Consider the following 23456-nt stretch of genomic DNA (forward strand, 5'->3'; position numbering starts at 1 on the left):
AGGCCGGACCCGAACTGGTTGCACCCAATCCCCATGAGCGTCCGGTTTTTTCCGGGTTCTTTGCCCGTAACCTTGCATTCACGGGGGTCCGAGTCGAACGTGTTCAGTTCCCGCATAGAGTGTCTTGGGTGAGTGTCGCGCTCGGAACAACCCGCCCGCTGCCGGTTCGCACCACCCCTGTTGGCGACCCCGGTGACCTGCTGGCTTCCCTTCCCAGGACGGCCCCTTACGCCTGGATCAGGAACGGAGAGGGCCTCGTCGGCTGGGGACAGGCCGCCCGGGTGGCCGTGCCCCCGGGGCCCGGCAGGTTCGCCTGGGCCCGCCAGTGGCTGGCCACCGTCCTCGGCGACGCGAACGTCGACGACGGCGTGCGCACCCCCGGCTCCGGTCCGGTGGCCTTCGGCAGCTTCACCTTCGACGAGGACGCCCACGGCTCGGTCCTCGTCGTCCCCCAGGCCGTGCTGGCCCGCCGCGCCGGCCGCGCCTGGCTGACGACGATCGGCGAGGCGCCGCTGGAGACGTTCACGCCGATCCGCGATCCCGGGCGGATCAGCTACGGCGACGGCAGCCTGACCGCCCCCGAGTGGGAGCACGTCGTGGCCCGCGCCGCTCAGCGCATCCGCGACGGCGAGCTGGAGAAGGTGGTGCTGGCCCGCGACCTGGTCGCCACCGCCGAGCGGCCGATCGACGTTCGGCTGCTGCTGGCCCGGCTGGCCAGGCGCTACCCGGAGTGCTACACGTTCTCGGTCGCGGGGCTGGTCGGCGCCACGCCCGAGCTGCTCATCCGGCGCACGGGCCAGGAGATCGAGTCGCTGGTGCTGGCCGGCACCACCGCGCGCGGCACCGGCCCGGCCGACGACCTCGCGCGGGGCGCGGCGCTGCTCGCCTCGGCGAAGGACCGCCACGAGCACGAGTGCGCGATCGCCTCCGTACGCCAGACGCTGGCCCCGCTGTGCTCCTCGCTCACCACTCCCGACGAGCCGGAGCTGCTGGTGCTGCCCAACGTGCAACACCTGGCCAGCCACGTCACCGGGCGGCTGGCCGACGGGGCCTCGGTGCTGGACGTGGTGGCGGCGATGCACCCGACGGCGGCCGTCGGCGGCACCCCGACCGCGACCGCGATCAAGGTCATCCGCGAGCTGGAGGGCATGGACCGGGCCGGGTACGCCGGTCCGGTCGGCTGGATCGACGCCCACGGCGACGGCGAGTGGGGCATCGCGCTGCGCTCGGGGCTGGTGGAGGGGCGGCGGGCCCGGCTGTTCGCGGGCGGCGGCATCATGGGCGACTCCGACCCGGCCGCCGAGCTGGCCGAGGCCCAGGCGAAGTTCCGGGTCATGCAGTACGCCCTCGAAGGCTGAAGCCGGGGCGCGTGGCGGTCAGGCGGGGACGTGGAGGTCGCCGCCGATCGTGACGCGCGCCCGCCCGGCGGTCAGCGTGGCCACCCAGTCGGCGAACGCGGCCACCTCGTCGTCCCCCACCGCGACGTCGAAGGTGACCTCGCCCGCGTAGGCCACCTCGCGCACCGCGTGCCGGGAGGCGCGCAGGTCGTTCTCCACCCGGCCGGCCTGGTCGTGCGCGACCGCGACGCGCACGAGCTTGGCCGGGACCATGCGCACGGGCTCGGCCCGGTCGAGGGTCTCGGTCACCGCCGAGCCGTAGGCGCGCACCAGGCCGCCCGCGCCCAGCAGGGTGCCGCCGAAATAGCGCGTCACCACCGCCACGACGTCGCTGAACCCCCTGCCCACCAGCGCCTGCACCATCGGGGTGCCCGCAGTGCCGCCCGGCTCGCCGTCGTCGTCGCCCTTCTGGATGCGCTCGCCGATCACGTAGGCCGTGCAGTTGTGGGTGGCGCCGGGATGCTTCTGGCGGCGCTCGGCGATGAAGGCCGCCGCCTCCTCGACGGTGCGCGCCGGGGCCAGCGCACAGACGAAGCGCGAGCGCCGCGCCTCGGTCTCGTGCTCGACGACAGTGGTGAGAGTGAGATACGGCGCAGGCACATTCGACAGGGTATGCCCTTGCCGCCGGAACTCAGCGAGCTACCATCTCGTCATTCCATAAGGACCTACGGGAGGGTCTCATGGACACTGCGAACAACGTCATGCCCTTTGTCACGGCGGCGATCGACGCGTACGGCACCGGGGTGCTGGCCAAGACCAGCGAATTGGCCGCGGACACGGAGGTGGCCCGCGGCTCGCGCATCCTGCAGCGGGTCTTCGGCCGGGGCGACGCGCACTCCAGGCAGGTGATCGGGCAGGTGGCCGGGGCCAAACCGGACGACGAGCCGAGCAGGACCGCGTTGAAGCTGGCGCTCATGGAGGCGTTCCGGACGGACCCGCTCCTGGCCCGCGAGGTTGCCGCCATGCTGCCCCGGGTGGCGGTGACGGCCGCCGGGGAGCGGTCGGTGGCGGTGGGGAGCGGTAACAGCGGCGTGATCGTCACGGGGGACGGCGACCGGCTCGAGTCGTCCCGCTGACGCTGCGGCATGCACTGCCGCCCGCCGGCTCCTGTGCGGCCCGCACAGGCGGGCGGGGCCCGGCGCCCCCTACGGTTGCGCCCATGAGCTATCGCGTCGCCATGGACATCGGCGGCACCTTCACCGACGTCGTCTGCTACGACGAGCGGTCGGGGGCCGTGACGGCATCGAAGGCGCCCACCACGCCGGGAGACCTGGCCGAGGGCGTCTTCGCCGCGCTCGGGCGGGTGGTGGACGATCCCGCGGACATCTCGTTCTTCGTCCACGGCACCACGCAGGGCCTCAACGCGCTGCTGGAGCGCAAGGGCGCCCGCGTGCTGCTGCTGGCAAGCGCGGGCGGCCGGGACGTCTACCAGATCGCCAGGGGCAACCGGGACCGCATGTTCGACCTGCGTTACCGCAAGCCCGCGCCGCTGGTGCCGCGCCAGGACGTCATGGAGGCGGGCGGCCGGCTGGACTATCTGGGGCGGGAGCTGGTGCCGCTCGACGAGGAGTCGGTACGGGCGGCGGCGCGGCGGGCGCGCGAGGAGGGCTTCGACGCGGTCGCGGTGTGCCTGCTGTTCTCCTACGCCGACCCGGCGCACGAGGTCCGGGCGGGCGAGATCCTGCGGGCCGAGCTGGGCGAGGACGTGCTGGTGGTGCTCTCGCACGAGGTGGCGCGGGAGTGGCGGGAGTACGAGCGCAGCTCCTCGGCGGTGCTGGAGGCGTACACCGGGCCGGTGGTGCGCCACTACCTGGCCAGGATCGAGCGGCGCTTCGCCGAGCGGGGGCTGGCCGTGCCGGTGCACGTGATGCAGTCGTCGGGCGGGCTGGTGAACGCCTCGTACGCGATGCGCCGGCCGCTGCAGACGCTGCTGTCCGGGCCGGTCGGCGGGACGATGGGCGGCGTCGCGGCCGCCAGGCTGCTGGGCGGCGGGGGCGGGACCGCGGCGGGGAACGCGATCTGCATCGACATGGGCGGCACGTCGTTCGACGTGTCGCTCGTCGTGAACGGCCGCCCCGACGTCAGTGCCGAGGCGCGCATCGAGGGCTACCCGGTGCTGATGCCGATCGTGAACCTGCACACGATCGGCGCGGGCGGCGGCTCCATCGCCTACGCCGAGGCGGGCGCGCTGCGCGTCGGTCCCGAGTCGGCCGGGGCCGTGCCGGGGCCCGCCTGCTACGGCCGGGGCGGCACCCGGCCCACCGTCACGGACGCCAACGTGGTGCTCGGGCGGGTGGATCCGGCGTGGTTCGCGGGCGGGCTGATGACGCTGGACGTCGACGCGGCCGGCGCCGCGGTGGCCGAGCTGGCCGGGGAGCTGGACCTCGATCCGCTGCTGCTCGCCGAGGGGATCTGCGACGTGGCCAACGCCAAGATGGCGCAGGCCATCCGCACGCTGACGGTGGAGCACGGGGTGGAGCCGCGGGAGTTCGCGCTGGTGGCGTTCGGGGGCGCAGGGGCGATGCACGCCGCGTTCATCGCGCGGGAGCTGGGGATCTCCGAGGTGGTGGTGCCGCGGTTCCCGGGGGCGTTCTCGGCCTGGGGGATGCTGGAGGCGGACGTGCGCCGGGATCTGACGTTCCCGTACTTCCGGGCGCAGGACACGCTCGACGGAGCCGACATGTCCGGAAATCTCATGACTTTGCAGGAGGAAGCGCTCGACGCGCTCGCCGGGCAGGGCGTGCCGGAGGAGCGGCGGCGGGTGGAGCACGCCGTGGACATGCGGTACGAGGGCCAGGACTACACGCTCACCATCCCGCTGCGCGACGCCGCCGAACCGGCGGAACCCGGCTTCCCGGCGCGGATCGCGGCCCGTTACGCCGAGGCGCACACCAGCCGGTACGGGCACGCCACGCCTGAGGCGCCGGTGGAGTTCGTCATGCTGCGCAGCACCGGGTTCGGCTCGTTCCCGCGTACCACCGCCCCCGTCCCCGGCGGGCCCGGCCGCGCGGCGCCGGACGTACGGGATGTGATCTTCGACGGGGCGGTGCACCGCACGCCCGTGCTGCGCCGCTCCGCTCTCGACGGCGAGCTGGCCGGGCCCGCGATCGTGGTGGAGGAGACCGCGACCACGGTCGTCCCGCCCGGCTGCCTGGCCACCGTGGACGACAACGGCTTCCTCATCGTGAAGGTGGACAAGTGATCGACCCCGTCTCCACCGAGATCATCCGCTGCGCGTTGCTGCAGGCGGCGGAGGACATGAACACCACCCTCATCCGCAGCTCCTACACCCCCGTCATCTACGAGGCCAAGGACTGCGCGGTCGCGCTGCTCGACCGCGACCACAACGTGCTGGGCCAGTCGTCCGGCCTGCCGATCTTCCTGGGCAACCTGGAGGTGTGCACCCGCGAGACCGAGCGCCTGTACGGGCGGGAGGTGTGGCGGGAGGGCGACGTGTGGGTGCTCAACGACTCCTACATCGGCGGCACGCACCTCAACGACGTGACCGTCTACGGGCCGATCTTCGCGGGCGGGGAGCTGGCCGGGTTCGCGGCGTCGCGGGCGCACTGGCTGGACGTCGGCTCCAAGGACCCCGGCGGCTCGATGGACTCCACGTCGATCTTCCAGGAGGGCCTGCGGATGGGCCCGGTGAAGGTGTACGCGGGCGGCACGCCCTGCCGCGACCTGCACGAGGTGATCGCCCGCAACGTACGCTTCCCGCACGCCACGCTCGGCGACATGCGGGCCCAGGTGAGCTGCGCCATGACCGGGCAGCGGCGGCTGAAGGAGATCGTCGACCGGTGGGGCCTGGAGACCGTGATGGCGGCCCGCGACCAGATCTTCGCCCAGACCGAGCGCATGGAGCGGGCGGCCATCGCGGCCATCCCCGACGGGGTCTACGAGGCGTCCGGGTTCCTCGACAACGACGGCATCGACCTGGACACCCCGCTGCCGGTGAACGTGACGGTCTCGGTCTCGGGCGAGTCGATGCACGTGGACCTGACCGACTGCGCCGACCAGGCGCTCGGGCCGGTCAACTGCGGGGCGGCGCAGGCGGTGGCGGCGGTGCGGGTCGGGTACAAGCTGCTGGTCTCCGGTGACGTGCCGCTGAACGGGGGCTCGTTCCGGCCGCTGTCGGTGGAGACGCGGCCCGGGTCGATGCTGGCCGCCGAGTCGCCGGCCGCCTGCCAGTACTACTACTCGCACCTGGGGCTGCTCATCGACCTGGTGGTCAGGGCCCTGGCGCCGGTGCTGCCGGACAAGGCGTCCGCGGCGTCGTACGGGGACTCGATGATCGTGCAGTTCACCGGCACGGACCCGCGGACCGGCAAGCTGTACGTCTCCCAGGAGGCCACCGTCGGCGGCTGGGGCGCGTGGGAGGGCGGCGACGGCGAGACCTGCCTGATCAACAACGTCAACGGGTCCCTGCGGGACATGCCGATCGAGGTGCTGGAGACGCTCTTCCCGGTCCGCGTCACCCGCTACGAGGTGCGGCCGGACACCGGCGGGGCCGGGCGGTGGCGCGGCGGGAACGGGGTGGTGCGCGAGTACGAGTTCTGCGGCGACACCTCGCTGTCGCTGTGGTTCGAGCGCTCGGTCACCCCGGCGTGGGGGCTGGCGGGCGGCGCGGCCGGCGCTCCCCCGCGTGTCACGCTCAACCCGGGGACCGCCGGGGAGCGGGAGATGCTCAAGGTCAACGCGCTGCCGGTCCGGGCCGGGGACGTGCTGCGGTGCGAATCGGGCGGGGGCGGCGGCTACGGCCCGCCCGAGCTCCGCGAGCCCCGGGCCACGGCCGCCGACCGGGCCCAGGGCATGATCACCCGCTGACTCCGCCCCCGCCACCGGCCGCCCCCGGCCCTGCCTTCGCATGGAGGCCGCCCGCCACATGAGAGCCGTCCGTCCCATGAAGGCCGCCCGCCCTGTGGGGGTCACCCGCCGTGTGGGGGTCACCCGCCGTGTGGGGGTCACCCGCCGTGTGGGGGTTACCGGCCACGCGAGGGCCCCCCGCTGCCCCGGGGGCTGCCGCGGTCCCGGGTGCTCCCGCGGTCCCGAGGGCTCCCGCGGTCCCACGGACTCCCGCCGTCCCGGCGCTTTCCCCTGGCGACGGGGCGGCGGGGGCGGGGCGGTGGCGCGGGCGGTCCATCTCGCGCCACTCCGGGCGCACGGCGGCCAGGCCGGTGGTGAGGGCGTAGGCGGCGCCGCACGCCAGCAGCACCGGCGCCAGCCCGGCCGCCGTCACCGCCACCCCGGCCAGCAGCCCGCCCAGCGGGACGCCGGCCCAGGACAGCGAGGTCTGCAGCCCGCCCACCCGGCCCAGCAGATGGCGCGGCACCCGCTCGTACGAGATCGCCCCCAGGATCGGGTTCAGGAACCCGCCGCCGAACCCGCTCACCGCGAACACCGCCACGATCGCCCACACCGGCAGGTCGCCGGCCAGGATCAGGAACCGCGGCGGCCCGGCCACCAGGAACGCCGCGAAGAACACCACCCGGCGCGGCATCCGATGGCCCACCGCCGCCGCGACCAGCCCGCCGCCGACCGCCATCAGTCCCATGACGCTGCTGTTCAGCCCGAGCAGGACGGTCCCGTGACCGGACTCCTTGGCCCACACCGGCGCGAGCACCTGGTTGAAGGCGGCGTCGAGCAGGTTCGTGACGGCGACCACGGCCAGCAGCGCGAGCAGCAGCGACTGCCCGCGCAGGAACGCCAGCCCCTGCCCCAGCCGCCGCCAGTAGCCCTCCTCCTCCCCCTCGGCCACCGCCGCGCGGTGCCCCATGCCGCGCGGCAGCGCCCACGCCACCGCCACGGAGCCGAGCGCGAAGCAGCCGGCGCTGAGGACCAGGCTCGGCAGCGGCCCGATGACCGCGACCAGCGCGCCGCCGACGGCCGGCCCCACCATCTGCGCCAGCCGCTCCGTCACGCCCATCAGGCCGGTGGCCCGCTCCAGCGGCAGGCCGGCGCGCCCCGCCGCCTCGGGAACCATGGTCTCCTTGGCCAGGTCGCCCGGCCCGCGAGCGGCGCCGATCACCACGACCAGGGCGATCAGCGCGCCCATCGGCAGCGCGCCCAGCGCGTGCAGCAGGACGACGGCGCCGGCGGCCGAGGCGCTCAGCACGTCGGCGGCCCACGAGATCCGGCGTGGTCCCGCCCGGTCGACCAGCGGCCCGGTCAGAGCCCTGACCACCACGTACGGGACCATCTCCGCGAACGCCACCACCCCCGTCCACATCGCGCTGTCCGTGCTGCCCAGCACGAACCAGGGCAGCGCGATGGCCGACACCCCGGTCCCGGTCAGCGCCACCGCCATGGCCGCCAGCACCCCGGCCATCGGCCGTAAGGAGAGCCCGGTCACGGCTCCTCCTGCGGCTCCGGCAGGACCTGCGTGATGAGCGAGACCCGCGCCGCGCCGTCGGGCGCCGCCTCCCCGGGCACGTCCCGCCGGTAGCGCGCGATCACCTCGTCCAGTTCCGCACGCAACCGCCACGTCTCCTCCGGGGTCAGGCGCAACGCGAACGAGCTGAGGTCCAGCACCCGCCCCCACTCCCCCGGCATGGTCTGCATCTCGTTCACCGCCCGCTGGGTGCGGAGGTTGTACAGCGCGGCGATGGACTGCATGTACGCCAGCACCGCCTCGGGCTCCCGGTCGGCCAGCTCCGCGTCGTTGAGCCGGGTGGACAGGTGCACCGAGCGCCACCAGCGTTCGCGCGCGTTGCCCCGCTCGGCGTCCTCCTCCACGAACCCGGCCGCGCCGAGCCGGCGCAAGTGGTAGCTGGCGGTGCCGGAGTTCACGCCGAGGCGCTCGGCCAGGCGGGTGGCGGTGGACGGGCCGTGCTTGCGCAGCAGGTCCACGAGCTGCACCCGGATGGGGTGGGCCAGCGCCCGCAGCCCCTTGGCATCGAGGACGACGACGTTCCTGTCGGGGTCGGTCATGCCTCAAAGAATAGACCGCAAACGGTTCTTCGCAAAGACTTCTTCGCGAAGAACCGTTTGCAATCAGCCACCCGTCCTTCGAAGACCGTTCTCATGGGATGTGCGCGGGTCGAGCAGCCACCGTTCCACCGCCGCGCTCATCCTGTCGCCCGCCTCCAGCGCCGCCGCCTTGGCGGTGGCCGGGTCGGTGCCGGCCGCCTGGCCGAGGATCACGCCGAGCACCAGGCGGCCCCGTACGCGGGAGGCCCACATCAGGTTGCCGCCGGCGGCGGTGCCGGATCCGGTCTTGATGCCGATGACGCCGTGCTTATTCAGCAGCGTGTTGGTGTTGGGCAACCTTCTCGCGTCGCCGGGAACGGCCGTGGCGGCCTGTGCCACCACCTCGCGCAGGACCGGGTCGCGCATCGCCTCCCTGGCCAGTTTGAGCTGGTCGGCCGCGGTGCTGACCGTGCTGTCCTCGTTGCCGCTGGCACCCGTGTACGTGGTGCCGGCCATGCGCAGGCGGCTGGCGGTGGCGTTCATCCGCTCGACGAAGCGCTCCTGCGTACCGGAGTCCCAGCGGGCCAGGAGACGGGCCACGTTGTTGCCCGAAGGCACCATCATCAGCTCCAGCAGGCGGCGCAGCCGGATCCGCCGGCCCTCCCTGACCGGGACGGTGGACTCCACCGGCGCGTAGGACTCGTCGGCGGCCGTGCGGTCCACCGTGACCAGCGGGCCGTCGTCGCCGGGCCGCAGCGGGTGGCGGCGCAGGATCACGTAGGCGGTCATGACCTTGGTCACGCTGGCGATGGGCACCGGGTGCGGGTCGCCACTGACTCCCAGGCTGCCCACGCCCTCCACCTCGACCGCCGACTGGCCCTCGGCCGGCCAGGGCAGGGGCACGCCGGGCACGGCGGCCCCGGAGACGGACGGCACGGCTCCGCAGCCCGACAGGATGCTCGCCAGCAGCAGGAGTACGAAGGAACGTCGCATGCCGAACACGGTGGTCCGGCCACGTGTCCGTCCGGCCGTGCCCGCGTCTCCACCCGCGCTCGGCCGCGTATCACCTGTGCATCAGCCCGGCGGCCGGCGAGGCAGGCGGAGGACGGCGACGGCGCCGCCGCCGGGGGCGTTGGCCAGGGTCAGGTCGGCGCCGATGACCTGGGCCTGCCCCAGCGCGATCGTCAGCCCGAGGCCGTGACCGCGGCCGCGTTCGGCGGCGCCCGTGCGGAAGCGCTCCGGGCCGCCGGCAAGGAGCTCCGGGGGGTAGCCCGGTCCCCGGTCGCGGACCTCGATCACGTGGTCCCGCACCGTGATCTCCACCGGGGGCGCACCGTGGCGGTGGGCGTTGAGCACGAGGTTGGCGAGGATGCGGTCCAGGCGCCGCGGGTCGGTCTCGGCCACCGGATCCCCCGGGGCCAGCACCCGCGCCTCGACCCCCACCCGGGCCGCGGACTCCTCGGCCACCTCGGCCAGCGGCACCCGTACCCGATCGGCGACCTCGGCGCCCGCGTCCAGCCTGGAGACCTCCAGCAGGTCCTCCACCAGCGAGCGCAGCACCCGCACCCGGTCGCGTACCAGATCGGTCGCCTCGCCCTCCTCCAGCAGTTCGACCACGGTGACAAGGCCCATCAGGGGGGTGCGCAGATCGTGCGCGACGTCGGCCGTGAAGCGCTGCTCGGCCAGCAACCGGCGGTGCAGGGCGGCGGCCATGGAGTTGAGCCCGGCGCCGATCTCGGCGATCTCGTCCCGGCCACCCGCGTCGGTGCGCGCGGACAGGTCGCCGTCGGCGATCCGGCGGGCGGTGCGGGCCATGCGCCGCAGCCGCCGGTTGGGGAGTTCGGCCGCCAGCACCGACAGCGGTACCACCCCGGCCAGGGCGAGCAGCCCTGCCTTGGCCATGTCGCGGTCGAGCGCGTGCAGGCCGAGCAGCTCCGAGCCCATCGAGATCTGCACGCTCATCGCCTGGCGGCCGTCGCTGCCGTACGGCTGGGCGGCCCACATCCACGGCTCGTCCCGGTGGTCGAGCCCGTACCAGATCACCCGCCGGCCGGGCCGCAGCTGGGCGGCCAGGGCGTCTGGGAGCTCCTCGACGATCACCACGTCGTCGGGGGCGCGGGCCTTCTCGATGGCCACCTCGGCGTCGGCCCTCCCCATGGCGAGAGCCCGCTCCCAGGTCGCCCGGTGCACCAGGAGCCCGACCACGACGGCGACGACGGTGGCGGCGAGCGTGACGAGGGCGGCGATCTTCCAGCGCAGCGACGCCGGATTCACGTGACGCTCAGCTTGTAGCCGAACCCGCGGACCGTCTCGATGCGCTCGGCGCCGATCTTCTTGCGCAGGCGCTGGACGCACAGGTCGACCACGCGGCTGTCGCCGTCCCATCCGTAGTCCCACACGGTGCGCAGCAGCGTCGCCCGTTCCAGCACGATGCCGGGATGGGCGGCGAACTCCAGCAGCAGCCGCAGCTCGGTCGGGCTCAGCTCGACGCGTTGCCCCGCCCGCCGCACCTCCAGCGCGCCGGTGTCGATGCTCAGCTCGCCGAAGGTGAGCCGCGCGGCGGCCTGCCCGGTCGCCGGCTGGGGCTGGGCGATGGTCGCCCGGCGCAGCAGCGAGCGGACCCTGGCCACCAGCACCGGCAGGTCGACCGGTTTGACCACGTAGTCGTCGGCGCCGCCCTCCAAGCCGGCGACGATGTCGAGACCGTCGCCGCGCGCCGACATCATGAGGATCGGCACCTGGCTGGTCTCCCGGATCCTGCGGCACAGGCTGATGCCGTCCAGACCGGGCAGCATCACATCCAGCAGCAGGACGTCGTGGCCGCCCGCCCGCGCCGCCTCCAGGCCGCTCAGCCCGTCGGCGGCGGTGGTCACGCGATAGCCGTAACGTTCCAGGGCCAGGCTGACCGACTCGCGGATCACCGCGTCATCTTCGACGAGCAGCAGGGATGTCATGAATTTTCACCATACCTAGCGAAGTGCATTGACCGGTTCCATGCGCGCGGCGCGCAGCGCCGGGTACAGTCCCGCGAGCAGCCCGACGACGGCGCCGGCGACAGGCGCCAGGACGGCCAGCCGTACGTCCATGACCGGAGTCCACTGCTTGACGGCGCAGACCACGACGATCACCACGATGCCGCCGGAGGCGCCGATGACGCCGCCGGTCAGCCCGGTGAGGGTGGACTCCAGCAGGAACTGCGCGGCGACGTGGCGCCGGGCGGCGCCGAGGGCGCGGCGCAGGCCGATCTCGGCGATGCGCTCCATCACGGTCACCAGCGTGACGTTGGCGATGCCGACCGCGCCGACGACCAGGGAGACCAGCCCGAGGATCAGGAAGAGGGCGTTGACGTCGCCTTCCACCGCATCGCGCGCCCTGGTGGGGCTGGGCGGCGCGATGACCTGGAGGAGAGCCTCGTTGCCGGGGCTGAGCGCGGTCGGCGCCTGCTCGGCTATCAGCTCCGCGGCGCCGAGGCCGGTGTTGACCAGCACCCGGGTCACGGTGCCCAGACCGTAGCGCGCGCCGGCGGCCGGCGGCAGGATGACCGCGCTCGCGAGACTCTTCTCGCGTTCCAGGTCGCCGAGCACGCCGATGACGGTGTACGCCTGGGTGCCGATGAAGACGGCCGGGGCCCGGGTCAGCCGGGTGATGCCCAGCAGTTCGGCCGCGTGCCGGCCCAGCACGACGACCTTGTCGCCCCGGGCGATGTGCCCGGCGTCGAAGTAGCGGCCCTCGATCATCCTGCCCTTGACCGCCGCGGGCAGGCCGGGGCTGCTGGAGAGCACGGTCAGGGTCTGGTCGGTGACCCGGGCCGGGTCCACGACGTCGTTGGAGCGGACGACGAGGTTGGCGCTCTGCTCCGACTCGGCGAGCGCGGCCGCGGAGACCACTCCGCGCAACCGGGTCACCCGGCTGACGTCGGCCCACTCGACCAGGGGGAAGGGGTGCTCCGGCACCTCGACCGTGAGGGAGGTGGCGGTGAGCTCGTCGAACCGGCCGACGATCTGGTCGCCCGCCGTCGCGGCGACGCCCAGGGTGACCACGAGCGTGGTGATGCCGAGCACGGTGCCCAGCGTGGTCAGCGCCGAGCGCACCGGGCGGGCCAGCAGGCCCGCCACGGCCTCGTTCAGCAGGTCGCGCGGGTGCACGTCTACTCCTCCGTGAGGGTGCCGTCGGTGATGCGCACCCGGCGGCCGGCCCGGTCGCTCACGTCGCTCTCGTGAGTGATGACCACGATGGTCATCCCCTGGGCGCGCAGCTCGTCGAACAGGTCGAGGACGGCGTCGGTGTTCCTGCTGTCGAGGTTGCCGGTGGGCTCGTCGCACAGCAGCAGCGACGGCTCGCCCATGAGGGCGCGGGCGATGGCGGCGCGCTGCCGCTCACCGCCGGACATCGTGCCGGGCAGGAACCCCACCCGGTGCGACAGCCGTACCCGCTCCAGGGCGCGCATCGCGCGGTCCCGCCGCCCCGCACGCGGTGCCGCGCCGTAGACCTCGGCCAGCATGACGTTCTCCAGCACGCTGCGGTGCGGCAGCAGGTGGAAGGACTGAAAGACGAAGCCGATCCGGCTGCCGCGGATGGTGGTCCGCGCGCCGTCGTCCAGTGTGGTGGTCTCGATGCCGTCGAGCCGGTAGCTGCCGCCGCTCGGCCGGTCGAGCAGGCCGAGCATGTTGAGCAGGGTGGACTTACCGGACCCCGAGGGGCCGACGACGGCGACGTAGTCCGACCTCTCGACTCTCAGGCTGACGGCCGACAGTGCCCTGACGGGAGGGTCGGCGGGGAACTCCCTGGTCAGGTCGTCGAGCAGGATCACCGGCTCAGGCACTGTTGATCACCACCTGGTCGCCCGGCTCGAGGTCGCCGGTCACCTCCACGGCTCCGTCGGCCGACAGGCCGGTGCGTACCTCGACCTCCTTGGTCCGGTCGGGCGCGATCTCCACCTGTACCCGCGCTCTGCCGTCCGCGGCGGTGACGACCGCCGCGGCGGGGACCACGAGCACCTCCCGGTCGGTGGCGCCGATGGTCACACGGACCGTGACGGCCGCACCGGTGAGCTGTTTGAGGCCCGTCATCGAGGCGGGGGTGATCGTCACCGGTACGGCGCCCTTCGCGTCGCGTCCGCCGAGGGAGGTCACCGTGCCGGGGACGGTCCGGCCGGCCTCGGTCTCGATGCCCGCGTTCAGCCCCGGCTTCACCCGCCCGGCCTCGGCCACGTCCACCGAGCCCGAGACCACGAAGGTGGAGCTGGTCACCGTGGCGACCGACTCGTCCACCAGCTCGCCCGCCTTGACGGCCGGCTTGTGCAGGCGGGCGGGCAGCCTGGGCAGGAAGACGATCTCGCCCGGCGGGACGGTGGTGCCGTAGGTCCGGGAGAACTCGGCCAGCAGCGCCCGGGCCGCGGCCAGGTCGCTCTGGGCGTTGGCCACCTTCAGCTTGACGGGCGAGAGTTGCCTGGCCTGCCTGAGCGCCTGCTCGGCCGAGACGACGGCCTCGCGTGCCAGCCGGACGTTCTTCTCCAGCTCGGCCAGTCGCCCGGCCCGCGTGGTCCCGGCCTCCGCCCGCACGCGCTCCAGTGCCGACCGGGCGGCGGCCAGGTCCGCTTCGGCGTTGGCGACCCGGAGCTCGAGCAGGCGGGTGTCAGCGGGCGGCCCCGCCGTGGCAGCCGCGGTGGCGGTGGACGCCGGGGTCGGGGCCGGCGGCGGCGTCGGGGGCGCGATGGCCTGGGCGAGCTCCTGCCGGGCCGCCAGCAGCTTCTCCTCCGCCGCCCGTACGGCGCTCTCGGCGGCCTCGATCGCGGCCTCGTCCTCGGTGGTGCGGTCCTGGGCCCGCGCGCTGTCCAGTGCCTGCTCGGCCTCCTTCAGATCCTGCCGGGCGTTGGCGAGCCTGACCTTCAGCGGGAGCACGTCCTTGCCCTGGTCCAGGGCCCTGCGCTCGGTCGCGAGCACTTCCTGCGCGGTCCGTACGGCCCGGCGCAGTTCGTCGCGCTGCCGGCGCAGCTCCAAGGTAGGTTGCTGGGCCTCGTAGCCCTTCCTGGCGTAGAAGCGCGACACCGCGGCGATGGTCGCCTGGTCGAACACGCCGGTCGCGGGCGCGGCGTAGCCGAGCCCGCGCAGCGCCTCCTGCAACTGCCGGACATCGGCCCCCTCTGCCCCGGGGACGATGCCGCGATGCATCGGCACCGTGCCGGAGAAGACGAACACCGGGCGCCCGTTCACCTCCATCAGCACCGAGCCCTCCACCAGGGTGCCCCGGCGGGGGGCGCGGGTGGCGCGCTGAGCGGTCTCGCCGCCGCCCACCACCCCGGCCAGCGGCACCGGATGCGGCGAGCCGTACTCCAGGGTGCCGCTGACCACGACGGTGGCGACCAGCTTGCGCCGCTCGACCGCGGCGGTGACCAGCGACGGCCTGGGCGGCTTGCGCGCCGCCGCCTCGTCCGCCGGGGAGCGCAGCCGGGTGCCCACCCCCCAGCCGGTTCCCGCGACCACGAGAACCACGGCCAGCACGAGCAGCAACTTGCCACGAGGGGTACGCATCACCGCTCTTGGAACCCGTACTTCGCCCTGGCCTCGTTGGTGAGCCGCCGCTGCAGGGGGATGAAGGCGGCGTAGAAGTCCTTGCCGCACTCCAGGTCGACCAGCGCCGACCTGATCTCCTTGGCGAGGTACGGCCTGGCCGCCTCGGCGGTGACCTTGCCCGCCTTGCCGAGCCGGTCGGCCTGCTCGCCCCACACCACCATGCCGCGCACGCTCAGCGCGAGCGGCCTGGCCGAGGTCACCCGCTCACCCTTGGCCTTCAGGCACTCGGCGAACGGCGCGGCGAGCTCCATGAGCTCGGGGTCGCCGTCGAGAGCCTTGTCGATGTTCTCGATCTCCGTGCTCATCTGGTCCTGGTAATCGGCGACGGAGGTGACCTTCAGCCCGTCCACCTGCCGCAGCGCGGTGACCCGGCACTCGTTCATGGTCTTGACATAGGCGTCCCGCCTGGCGCCGGACAGGCCGTCGATCGTCGCCTGGTTGGGGTCGGGCGCCCGCTCCTCCGGCGGCTTCGGATAGACCACGGCGGAGAAGACGCCGTAGCCGTTCTTGCCGCGGTCCGCCTTCATGGCGGCGTAGTCGGCCGGGTTCGCGTCGGTCTTCCCGGGGCGGCTGACCGAGGGGGTGTAGGAGAAACCCTTCTGCTTCATGCAGGTGGCGATGACGGTCTCGCGCTCGCGGAGGTTGTCCGTCGTGGCGCCGCCGTCGCCGGTCGCGGGGGCCGGGGCTCCGCCGCAGCCGGTCAGCACCGCCAGGCCGAGCAGACCGCACATCAGCACACGCATCAAGGACTCCTTCTCGGTGGGGTTGCGGTGGCCACTCTGGAGCCCGTTTCCCGCCGCCCGGTATTCGCCGGGCATCGGCGGGCGCTCAGCCGTGTATCCGCCGCGTATCAACGCCGCGCGATCGGCGCCCTTGAGCCGTCGCCACAGGGATCATTAGTCTCAAGCGGGAAACGCAGGACCTCGGTGCCGTCTCGCTCGGAGGTACGGTGACACCGGATTCGACCCCCGCCATCGATCACATCTCAGCCGGATACCACCCGGATCCCGCGCTGTCGATGTCCCTGCACGCCGATGCCTACACGGATCCGGCGTGGTTCGGCGTCGACCAGCGGGCGATCTTCGCGCGCACGTGGCAGTGGCTGTGCCACGTGGAGAAGCTGCGCGAGCCGGGAAGCTACGTGACCGGCACGGTGGCCGGCATGCCGATCGTCGCCGTCCGGGACGAGGCCGGAACACTGCGGGCGTTCTACAACGTGTGCAAGCACCGGGCGCATGAGCTGCTGTCCGGCTCCGGTGTCCGGCGCAGCATCGTGTGCCCGTACCACGCCTGGAACTTCGACCTGACCGGCCGGTTGCGGCGGGCGCGCAACACCGGCGGCATGCCGGGCTTCGACGCCTCCGCGGTGTGCCTGGACCGGATCCAGGTCACCGAGTTCGGCGGCATGGTCTACGTCAATCTCGACCCTGCGGCGGCTCCGCTGTCCGCGCAGGCCGGGGCGCTGGAGGCGGAGATCGGGGCGCGGGCGCCGGACGTGGCCAAGCTGACCCTGGCCCGCCGGCTCACCTACGACATCGCCTCCAACTGGAAGAACGTCGTCGACAACTTCCTGGAGTGCTACCACTGCCACGTGGCCCACAAGGACTTCGTGTCGCTGGTCGACATGAGCACCTATCGGGTCACCACGTACGGGATCTACTCCAGCCACATGGCCCAGGCGGGCCGGACGGAGAACTCCGCCTACGACGTGTCGGGCGCGACGGTCACCGAGCACGCGGTGTGGTGGCTGTGGCCCAACACCTGCCTGCTGCGCTATCCCGGCCGCGGGAACTTCATGGTGTTGCAGATCATCCCCGACGGTCCGGAGCGGACGCGCGAGATCTGGGACTTCTACCTGGAGACCGCGGAGCCCGGCGCGGCCGAGCTGGACAGCATCCGCTACATCGACGAGGTGCTCCAGGTGGAGGACATCGCCCTGGTGGAGAGCGTGCAGCGCGGGATGCGCACCCCGGCGTTCACCCAGGGCAAGATCGTCTATGATCCCGACGGGTCCGGGTTGTCGGAGCACGCGGTCCATCATTTCCACGGCCTCGTCCTGGACGCGTACCGGCACGAGCTCGAACGATCATGATGCGCGTGGAGCCGCGGCTCAGCCGGCGGGCGGTGCTGCTGGCCGCGGGCGGGCTGCTCGCGGGCTGCTCCCGGCGACCCGAGGTCGACCAGGTGCGGTTGCGGCTGGCCACCGGGCCGGCCGGGGCGGTGTACCGGCGCATCGGCGGTTCGCTGGCCGAGCACATCTCCGGGCAGGTGCCGGGCGCCACGGTGAGCACCGTGCCGAGCGGGGCGTCCACCGACAACATCCGGATGCTGCGGGCGGGTGAGGTGCATCTCGGGCTGACGAGCCTGGACGCGCTGATCACGACCGACGGCAGCGCGCCCGAGGGGCTGTCGGCGATCTGCCGGCTGTACGACAGCCACCTGCACCTCGTGGTCATGGCCGGTTCGGCGATCGACGAGTTCCGGGACCTGGAGGGCAAGCGCATCTCCCTCGGCGCCCGCGACTCCGGCACCGAGTTCACCTCGATGCGGGTTCTGCAGCTCGGCGTCGTCGACGCCGACGGACGATACCTCAGCCAGGCCGCGTCGGCGGCGGCGCTGCGCGACGGCGAGATCGACGCGATGTTCTCGCTGACCGGCGTCCCGACACCCGCCATCACGGAGCTGGCGCAGCGGCACCCGATCCGGCTGATCCCGCTGGACGCGCAGGCGGACGCGCTCTTCACCGCGTTCCCGGGTCCCTACACCCCGGCCATGATCCCCGCGACCGCCTACGCCGGGTCCCCGGCCACCCGCACCATCGCGGTGCCGAACGTGCTGCTCGCGCGCAACGACCTGCCCGACGACCTGGTCCACGCCATCACCGACACGATCTTCACGCACGCCGGCACGATCACCTCCGGCGGCCGTGACGAGGCCGGTCCCGAGGCCGTTCCCGAAGCGTGGCAGATCAACGTGCGCACCGGGATCGCCACCGCGTCGATCCCGCTCCACCCGGGCGCGGCCGCCTGGTTCCGCGACCGCAAGCGCTGACCCGAGCCCGGCCGCCTGGTGCCGCGACCGGGCTCGGGCGCCGGACGTCAGGACGGCGACGGAGCCGGGGTGCCGGGCGACGACGTCACGTGAGGGACGACCGGCAAGGCGACGACCGCGGCGAATCCGTGCCCGGACCCGTCCGGACGCGGCAGGCCCTCCTCCAGCCGCAGCTCGCCCCCGGCGGCCCCGACCAGGTCGGCGCAGATCGCCAGGCCCAGGCCGGTCCCGGACACGTTCTGGTGCCGCGGCGAGCGCCAGAACCGGCGCAGCGCCTGGGCCCGCTCGGACGCGTCGATCCCCTGGCCGTCGTCACGGACCACGATCGTGACGACGGCCGGGGGATCGGCCTCCGCACCATGGGTGGCGACGCCGGCGGCCACCTCCACCACCTGCGCGTCCGACAGCCGTAACGCGTTGCTGATCAGCTCGTCCAGGATGCTGCCCAGCCCGCCCGTCGGCTCCAGCAGCCGCAACCCCGGCGGCACGTCGACCGTCAACGTCTGCCCCGCCGTCGCCGTCAACGCCCGCCACCGGTCCACCCGCGTCGCCAGCACCGCGTCGAGATCCACCGGCGACGCCGTGCGGATGCTCTCCATCCGCGCGCTGGCCTGCAACGAGTTCAGCAACCGCTGCATCGCCTTCAGCTCGTCCACCGCCACGTCGAACACCTGCCGCCCGTTCCCCGCCGCGCGCAGATGCGGTTCCAGGCTCTCCACCGCGAGCCGGAGGCTGGTCAGCGGGTTGCGCAACTGGTGCGAGGCGTCGGACACGAAGGCCCGCTGCCGCTGCACGGCGTTCTCGACCGCGTCCATCATGGTGTTGAACGACTCCGCCAGCCGCCGCAGCTCGACCGGGCCGGCCTCGGCGTCCGCCCGGATGGTGAGGTCGCCCTGCGAGATCCGCGAGCTCGCCGCGTCCAGCTCCCGCACCGGCCGCAGCACCCACGCCGACACCGGCCAGGCGACGGCCACCAGCGCGACCAGCGGCAGCAGCCCGAGCCCGGCGAGCTGGGCCCACCGCAGGAGGATGCGGTGGCGCGTCTTCGACAGGTCGGAGATCGTCACGACGGCGCCGATGACCTCGCTGTCGCGGCCCACCGGCTCGGCGACCACGAGCGCGGAGCCGGCCCATGGCGCCCATTCCCCGGACGGTTCGGGCCGCGCCCCGGCCAGCGCCGCCGTCACGATCCGGGGCAGCGCCGGCTCGCCGCGCGCCGCCTCCTGGTAGGCGCGCGTCGGCCCGAGCAGCACCGCGCCGGAGGTGTCGATCACCGCGACCGGGATGCCGTACAGGTCGTGGTAGCGCGCCAGCTCCTGCTGCAGCGCCTCGGTCCGCCCGGTCGTCAGCGCGGTCTCGGCCAGCGACGCGAACCGGCCCACGTCGTTGAGCCGGTCGACGTACGTCTCCTGCATCTCCCGCTCGGCGACGGTGATGCTGAGCGGCACCCCGAGCGCCGCGACGAGCAGCACCGCGAGGGGCACCAGGACGACGAGCAGGCGGCGGTGCACGGCGGGTCAGCCGATCAGCTCCGGCCGGTCGGCCAGGAGCCGATAGCCGACCCCGTGGATCGTGCGGATGAGCACGGCCGGTCCGATCTTGTTCCGTAACGCCGCGATGTGGGTGTCGAGGGTGCGGCTGGAGGACTCCCAGGTCGCGCCCCAGATCTGGTCGAGGATGACGTCGCGGCTGACCACGTTCGGCGCCCGCCGGGCCAGCAGCAGGAGCAGCTCGAACTCCTTGCGGGTGAGCGTCACGGGGGTGCCGTCGACGGCGACCTCGCGGGTGCCGACGCCGATCCGCATCGGGCCGAGGACGAGGGGCTCGTCGGGGTGGCTCAGGGCGCGGGCCACGCGGGTGCGCCGCAGGACGGCGTCGATCCGGGCCAGCAGCTCCGGGATGCCGAACGGCTTGACGATGTAGTCGTCGGCCCCGGCGCGTAGGCCGCGTACGCGCTCGTGCTCCTCCGAGCGGGCCGTCACGGCGATGACGGCGGTCTCCGGACGGTCGCGCAGCTTGCGGATCACGTCGAGCCCGTCGCCGTCGGGCAGCCCCAGGTCGACGAGGACCACGTCGGAGGGGGCGGCCCGCACGGCCTCCGCGGCGGTGGCGAGGCGGTGGACCTCGAAACCCGCCTGTGCCAGGACGGTCACCAGACCCCGCGCCACGCGGTCGTCATCCTCGATGATGGTGATCCGCATACCGGATTGTACGGCCCGGACCGATCCTCGTGTTAGCCCTTCACTTCTTGGGATTTCTCTGACATCCGGCGCATTCCTTGGGATTCCTCTGACACCATCCGCGTCCCTGTCAGCCCAGACTGAGGCCGCGCACTCACCGACGAATGCGAATGTGATGACGAGGAGGCCGCGACATGACCACGACCAGCAGGTACCGGGCCGCTGCGCGGATGATCACCGCGATCGGCGTTGTTTCGCTCGTCGCCGCCTGTGCCGGCAACGGTGGCGGCGCCCCCGCAGGTGGCGGCACTCCGGCCGGCGGCGGCTATCCGGAGCAGAACATCACGTTCGTCGTGCCGTTCAGCGCGGGCGGCCCGACGGACACCGTCACCCGCATGATCGCGGAGCCGATGGCGGCCAAGCTCGGCGGCAAGATCGTCGTCCAGAACGTCGAGGGCGCGGGCGGCACCGTCGGCGCCGGCGAGGTCGCGCGGGCCGAGCCCACCGGCTACACCGTGCTCATGCACCACATCGGCATGTCCACGGCGCCCGCCCTCTACCAGAACCTGGGCTACAAGCCGCTCGAGAGCTTCGACATGGTCGGGCTCGTCACCGAGGTGCCGATGACGATCGTCGCCCGCAAGGACTTCGAGCCCAAGACGCTCCAGGAGCTCGTCACCTACGTGAAGGCGAACGCCGGCAAGGTCACGCTGGCCAACGCCGGCATCGGCGCCGCCTCCCACCTGTGCGGCCTGCTGTTCCAGACCGCCGCCGGCGTCAAGCTCCAGGAGGTCCCGTACGAAGGCACCGGCCCCGCGCTCACCGACCTCGTCGGCGGCCAGGTCGACTTCATGTGCGACCAGACCACCAACACCAGCGGCCAGATCGCCGCGGGCGAGGTGAAGGCGTACGCGGTCACCACGCCGGAGCGGGTGAAGAGCCTGCCCGACCTGCCCACCACGACCGAGGCCGGGCTGCCCAAGCTCCAGGTCAGCGTGTGGCACGGTCTGTACGTCCCGAAGGGCACGCCGCCGGACGTCGTCCAGAAGCTGACCGAGGCGCTGAAGACGGCGCTGGCCGACCAGAAGGTGATCGACCAGATGGCCAAGCTCGGCACCGCGCCGGTCCCGGCCGAGAACGCGACCCCGCAGGCGCACCGGGCCAAGCTCGAGGAGCAGCTCGGCACCTGGGCGAAGGTCATCGCCGACGCCGGCGTCAAGGCCTCCTGAGGTGGAGCGCCGCCGGTCGTTCCCGGACGTCCTCGCCGGGGCGATCTTCATCGTGATCGGTGGCGCGTTCGTGGCGGGGTCGCTCGGCTACGAGCTGGGCACCCCGCTGCGGATGGGCCCCGGTGCCTTCCCGCTGCTGGTCGGCGCGATCGTGGCCGCCCTGGGCCTGGCGATCGTGGTCAAGGGGCTCATCGCGGGCGAGGTGATCGCGTTCGGGCCGATCCCCTGGCGCGCGGTCGGCGTCATCGTGCTCGCCGTCCTGTTCTTCGGATTCACCGTACGGGGCCTCGGGTTCGTACCGGCGTCGGCCGTGACCGCCCTGCTCACCACGCTGGCCAGCACGCGCGTCCGGCCGCTGGCGGCCGTGTCCGTGGCGGCCGGGCTGACCGTGGCCGCCACGCTCATCTTCGTCGTCGGACTTCAGCTGCGGATCCCGCTATGGGGCCCGTGGCTGGGGTTCTGACGCGGCATCCGGATTGAGGCATGGAACTTCTCGACAACCTCGCCCTGGGCTTCTCCACCGCCCTCCTGGTCCAGAACGTCCTCTACTGCTTCGTGGGAGTGCTGCTCGGCACGATGGTCGGCGTACTGCCCGGCATCGGGCCGACGGCGACGGTGGCGATGCTGCTGCCGATCACGTTCAGCTTCGAGCCGGTGACGGCGCTGATCATGCTGGCCGGCATCTACTACGGCGCGCAGTACGGCGGCTCGACGACCGCCATCCTGATCAACCTGCCCGGTGAGTCGTCGGCGGCGGTCACCGCGCTGGACGGGCACGAGATGGCCCGGCAGGGCCGGGCCGGCGCGGCACTGGCCGCCGCCGCGATCGGGTCCTTCATCGCCGGCACGGTGGCCACCGTCGCGCTGGCCGTCGCGGCCCCGCCGCTGGCCCGCATCGCGTTGCGGTTCGGCCCGGCCGAGTACTTCGCGCTGGTGCTGTTCGGCCTCATCGTGTCGATCGCGCTGGCCCGTGGCACGGCGCTCAAGGCACTGGCGATGATCGCCCTCGGCGTGCTGCTCGGCACGGTCGGCCAGGACCTCTACACCGGCACTCCCCGGTTCGTGTTCGACCAGCGCGAGCTGTACGGCGGCATCGACTTCGTCTCGGTCGCCGTGGGCATGTTCGGGGTGGCCGAGATCCTGCGCAACCTGGAGAACGAGCACACCCGCACGGCGATCGTCGGCAGGGTGACGAACCTCTGGCCGACCCGCGAGGACCGGCGCCGGATGGTCGGCCCGATCCTGCGGGGCACCGGTCTGGGCGCCGCGCTCGGCGTGCTGCCCGGCGGTGGCCACGTGCTGGCCTCGTTCACCTCCTACGCCGTCGAGAAGCGGATCTCGAAGCGGCGGAAGGAGTTCGGGCACGGCGCGATCGAGGGCGTCGCCGGCCCCGAGTCGGCGAACAACGCCGCCGCGCAGACGTCGTTCATCCCGCTGCTCACCCTGGGCCTGCCCGCCCACCCGGTCATGGCGCTGATGGTCGGCGCGTTCATCGTGCACGGCATCACCCCCGGCCCGAACGTCCTCACCGACGAGCCGGAGCTGTTCTGGGGCCTGATCGCGTCGATGTGGATCGGGAACGTGCTGCTGGTGCTGCTGAACCTGCCGCTGATCGGGGTCTGGGTGCGCATGCTGCGGATCCCGTACCAGGTGCTGTTCCCGATGATCATCCTGTTCGCGTCGATCGGGACGTACTCACTGGGGTTCAACGCGTACGACGTCTACGCGATCGTCTTCTTCGGGGTCCTGGGCTACATCCTGATCAAGTGCGGCTGCGAGCCGGCGCCGCTGCTGCTCGGCTTCGTCCTCGGGCCCCTGCTGGAGGAGAACCTGCGGCGGGCGCTCATCATCTCCCGCGGCGACCCGTCGGTCTTCCTGACCCGGCCGATCTCCGCGGCGCTCCTGGCCCTGGCCGTGGCGGCGCTCGTCGTCGCCGTCCTGCCGACGATCCGCCGGCGCCGCGAGGTGGTGTTCGCCGAGGACGAATAGGCGGGCCCACGCCCGGCGCCGTCCGCCCCGAGGTCGGCCGCGCGCTCGGCGGCGGTCTTCTGCTTTCAGGTCTTGCCGTCCTCTCAGACGCGGTCCGGCGGGCCGCAGTACTCGCGGGCCGGCCGGAGC

At 73.0% G+C, this 23456-nt stretch carries 21 protein-coding genes; 9 read left to right on the plus strand and 12 right to left on the minus strand.

The features are described 5' to 3' along the window. Positions 1-128: 128 nt before the first annotated feature. Positions 129-1358, plus strand: a complete 1230-nt coding sequence (locus AB0J69_RS39720) for an isochorismate synthase (RefSeq protein WP_364128743.1) — start codon at positions 129-131, stop codon at positions 1356-1358. An 18-nt stretch (positions 1359-1376) separates the two neighbouring features. On the opposite strand, the gene AB0J69_RS39725 is transcribed toward AB0J69_RS39720, so the two are convergent. Continuing rightward, positions 1377-1997 carry a YigZ family protein gene (locus AB0J69_RS39725; RefSeq protein ID WP_364128745.1) on the minus strand — a complete coding sequence of 207 codons (621 nt, stop codon included), beginning with the start codon at positions 1995-1997 and terminating at the stop codon, positions 1377-1379. An 80-nt stretch (positions 1998-2077) separates the two neighbouring features. On the opposite strand from AB0J69_RS39725, the gene AB0J69_RS39730 reads away from it, so the two are divergent. The 3 genes from AB0J69_RS39730 to AB0J69_RS39740 all read left to right on the plus strand — a co-directional run bounded on the left by AB0J69_RS39730 (position 2078) and on the right by AB0J69_RS39740 (position 6224). Further along, a complete protein-coding gene (locus tag AB0J69_RS39730) occupies positions 2078-2473 on the plus strand; it encodes a hypothetical protein (RefSeq protein WP_364128747.1) in 396 nt (131 codons plus the stop codon). 83 nt (positions 2474-2556) lie between these two features. Continuing rightward, the gene (locus tag AB0J69_RS39735) at positions 2557-4599 is read left to right on the plus strand and encodes a hydantoinase/oxoprolinase family protein (protein ID WP_364128750.1); all 2043 of its coding nucleotides are present in this window, start codon (positions 2557-2559) and stop codon (positions 4597-4599) included. Beyond that, positions 4596-6224: a hydantoinase B/oxoprolinase family protein gene (locus tag AB0J69_RS39740; protein WP_364128752.1), complete on the plus strand. Its 1629-nt coding sequence runs from the start codon at positions 4596-4598 to the stop codon at positions 6222-6224. Before AB0J69_RS39735 ends, AB0J69_RS39740 begins: the two co-directional genes overlap by 4 nt. Here the strand turns inward: AB0J69_RS39740 and AB0J69_RS39745 are convergent. The 9 genes from AB0J69_RS39745 to AB0J69_RS39785 form a co-directional block, all read right to left on the minus strand. Beyond that, on the minus strand, positions 6214-7749 hold the full coding sequence (locus tag AB0J69_RS39745; RefSeq protein ID WP_364128754.1) for an MFS transporter: 1536 nt from the start codon (positions 7747-7749) through the stop codon (positions 6214-6216). The two genes, AB0J69_RS39740 and AB0J69_RS39745, sit on opposite strands and share 11 nt — an antisense overlap. Beyond that, a complete protein-coding gene (locus tag AB0J69_RS39750; protein WP_364128756.1) occupies positions 7746-8327 on the minus strand; it encodes a winged helix-turn-helix domain-containing protein in 582 nt (193 codons plus the stop codon). The genes AB0J69_RS39745 and AB0J69_RS39750 overlap by 4 nt, the downstream gene beginning before the upstream one ends. Positions 8328-8390: 63 nt before the next feature. After that, positions 8391-9299 (minus strand): hypothetical protein, encoded by a 909-nt coding sequence (locus AB0J69_RS39755; protein WP_364128759.1) that lies wholly within the window; start codon positions 9297-9299, stop codon positions 8391-8393. A gap of 81 nt (positions 9300-9380) precedes the next feature. After that, positions 9381-10580 carry a HAMP domain-containing sensor histidine kinase gene (locus AB0J69_RS39760; RefSeq protein WP_364128762.1) on the minus strand — a complete coding sequence of 400 codons (1200 nt, stop codon included), beginning with the start codon at positions 10578-10580 and terminating at the stop codon, positions 9381-9383. Further along, a complete protein-coding gene (gene cseB / locus AB0J69_RS39765; RefSeq protein WP_364128765.1) occupies positions 10577-11260 on the minus strand; it encodes a two-component system response regulator CseB in 684 nt (227 codons plus the stop codon). The genes AB0J69_RS39760 and cseB overlap by 4 nt, the downstream gene beginning before the upstream one ends. A gap of 15 nt (positions 11261-11275) precedes the next feature. Further along, positions 11276-12451, minus strand: a complete 1176-nt coding sequence (locus tag AB0J69_RS39770) for an ABC transporter permease (protein WP_364128767.1) — start codon at positions 12449-12451, stop codon at positions 11276-11278. Positions 12452-12453: 2 nt separating this feature from the next. After that, positions 12454-13128 carry an ABC transporter ATP-binding protein gene (locus AB0J69_RS39775; RefSeq protein WP_364128769.1) on the minus strand — a complete coding sequence of 225 codons (675 nt, stop codon included), beginning with the start codon at positions 13126-13128 and terminating at the stop codon, positions 12454-12456. Beyond that, positions 13121-14836 (minus strand): peptidoglycan-binding domain-containing protein, encoded by a 1716-nt coding sequence (locus tag AB0J69_RS39780; protein WP_364128772.1) that lies wholly within the window; start codon positions 14834-14836, stop codon positions 13121-13123. Before AB0J69_RS39780 ends, AB0J69_RS39775 begins: the two co-directional genes overlap by 8 nt. Continuing rightward, positions 14836-15621 (minus strand): hypothetical protein, encoded by a 786-nt coding sequence (locus AB0J69_RS39785; protein ID WP_364128775.1) that lies wholly within the window; start codon positions 15619-15621, stop codon positions 14836-14838. The genes AB0J69_RS39780 and AB0J69_RS39785 overlap by 1 nt, the downstream gene beginning before the upstream one ends. A gap of 206 nt (positions 15622-15827) precedes the next feature. Here AB0J69_RS39785 and AB0J69_RS39790 point away from each other — a divergent pair, with 206 nt between their 5' ends. Together AB0J69_RS39790 and AB0J69_RS39795 are read left to right on the plus strand one after the other, a co-directional pair. Further along, entirely contained in the window at positions 15828-16970 is a 1143-nt protein-coding gene (locus AB0J69_RS39790) for a ring-hydroxylating oxygenase subunit alpha (RefSeq protein ID WP_364128778.1), read from the plus strand. A gap of 5 nt (positions 16971-16975) precedes the next feature. Further along, positions 16976-17929 (plus strand): TAXI family TRAP transporter solute-binding subunit, encoded by a 954-nt coding sequence (locus AB0J69_RS39795; RefSeq protein WP_364128781.1) that lies wholly within the window; start codon positions 16976-16978, stop codon positions 17927-17929. Positions 17930-17976: 47 nt separating this feature from the next. Here the strand turns inward: AB0J69_RS39795 and AB0J69_RS39800 are convergent, their stop codons facing one another. Together AB0J69_RS39800 and AB0J69_RS39805 are read right to left on the minus strand one after the other, a co-directional pair. After that, positions 17977-19440 (minus strand): HAMP domain-containing sensor histidine kinase, encoded by a 1464-nt coding sequence (locus tag AB0J69_RS39800; RefSeq protein ID WP_364128783.1) that lies wholly within the window; start codon positions 19438-19440, stop codon positions 17977-17979. A 6-nt stretch (positions 19441-19446) separates the two neighbouring features. Further along, positions 19447-20130 carry a response regulator transcription factor gene (locus tag AB0J69_RS39805; RefSeq protein WP_364128785.1) on the minus strand — a complete coding sequence of 228 codons (684 nt, stop codon included), beginning with the start codon at positions 20128-20130 and terminating at the stop codon, positions 19447-19449. A 173-nt stretch (positions 20131-20303) separates the two neighbouring features. On the opposite strand from AB0J69_RS39805, the gene AB0J69_RS39810 reads away from it, so the two are divergent. The 3 genes from AB0J69_RS39810 to AB0J69_RS39820 are packed head-to-tail and all read left to right on the plus strand — an operon-like array spanning position 20304 to position 23327. Next, positions 20304-21338, plus strand: a complete 1035-nt coding sequence (locus AB0J69_RS39810) for a tripartite tricarboxylate transporter substrate-binding protein (protein ID WP_364128787.1) — start codon at positions 20304-20306, stop codon at positions 21336-21338. Between the two features lies 1 nt (position 21339). Next, the gene (locus AB0J69_RS39815) at positions 21340-21801 is read left to right on the plus strand and encodes a tripartite tricarboxylate transporter TctB family protein (protein ID WP_364128790.1); all 462 of its coding nucleotides are present in this window, start codon (positions 21340-21342) and stop codon (positions 21799-21801) included. 20 nt (positions 21802-21821) lie between these two features. Further along, positions 21822-23327, plus strand: a complete 1506-nt coding sequence (locus tag AB0J69_RS39820; RefSeq protein WP_364128793.1) for a tripartite tricarboxylate transporter permease — start codon at positions 21822-21824, stop codon at positions 23325-23327. Positions 23328-23456: the final 129 nt, after the last annotated feature.

It is taken from the genome of Nonomuraea sp. NPDC049709, assembly GCF_040674815.1.
In the GTDB taxonomy this organism is placed as follows: Bacteria; Actinomycetota; Actinomycetes; order Streptosporangiales; family Streptosporangiaceae; genus Nonomuraea.

What these genes read in the sequence shown, in the direction of transcription:
- AB0J69_RS39730 (WP_364128747.1), top strand. Translation starts at nt 2,078, where the DNA reads ATGGACACTGCGAACAACGTCATGCCCTTTGTCACGGCGGCGATCGAC.
- AB0J69_RS39735 (WP_364128750.1), top strand. Translation starts at nt 2,557, where the DNA reads ATGAGCTATCGCGTCGCCATGGACATCGGCGGCACCTTCACCGACGTC.
- AB0J69_RS39750 (WP_364128756.1), bottom strand. Translation starts at nt 8,327, where the DNA reads ATGACCGACCCCGACAGGAACGTCGTCGTCCTCGATGCCAAGGGGCTG.
- AB0J69_RS39755 (WP_364128759.1), bottom strand. Translation starts at nt 9,299, where the DNA reads ATGCGACGTTCCTTCGTACTCCTGCTGCTGGCGAGCATCCTGTCGGGC.
- cseB (WP_364128765.1), bottom strand. Translation starts at nt 11,260, where the DNA reads ATGACATCCCTGCTGCTCGTCGAAGATGACGCGGTGATCCGCGAGTCG.
- AB0J69_RS39780 (WP_364128772.1), bottom strand. Translation starts at nt 14,836, where the DNA reads ATGCGTACCCCTCGTGGCAAGTTGCTGCTCGTGCTGGCCGTGGTTCTC.
- AB0J69_RS39785 (WP_364128775.1), bottom strand. Translation starts at nt 15,621, where the DNA reads ATGCGTGTGCTGATGTGCGGTCTGCTCGGCCTGGCGGTGCTGACCGGC.
- AB0J69_RS39805 (WP_364128785.1), bottom strand. Translation starts at nt 20,130, where the DNA reads ATGCGGATCACCATCATCGAGGATGACGACCGCGTGGCGCGGGGTCTG.
- AB0J69_RS39810 (WP_364128787.1), top strand. Translation starts at nt 20,304, where the DNA reads ATGACCACGACCAGCAGGTACCGGGCCGCTGCGCGGATGATCACCGCG.
- AB0J69_RS39820 (WP_364128793.1), top strand. Translation starts at nt 21,822, where the DNA reads ATGGAACTTCTCGACAACCTCGCCCTGGGCTTCTCCACCGCCCTCCTG.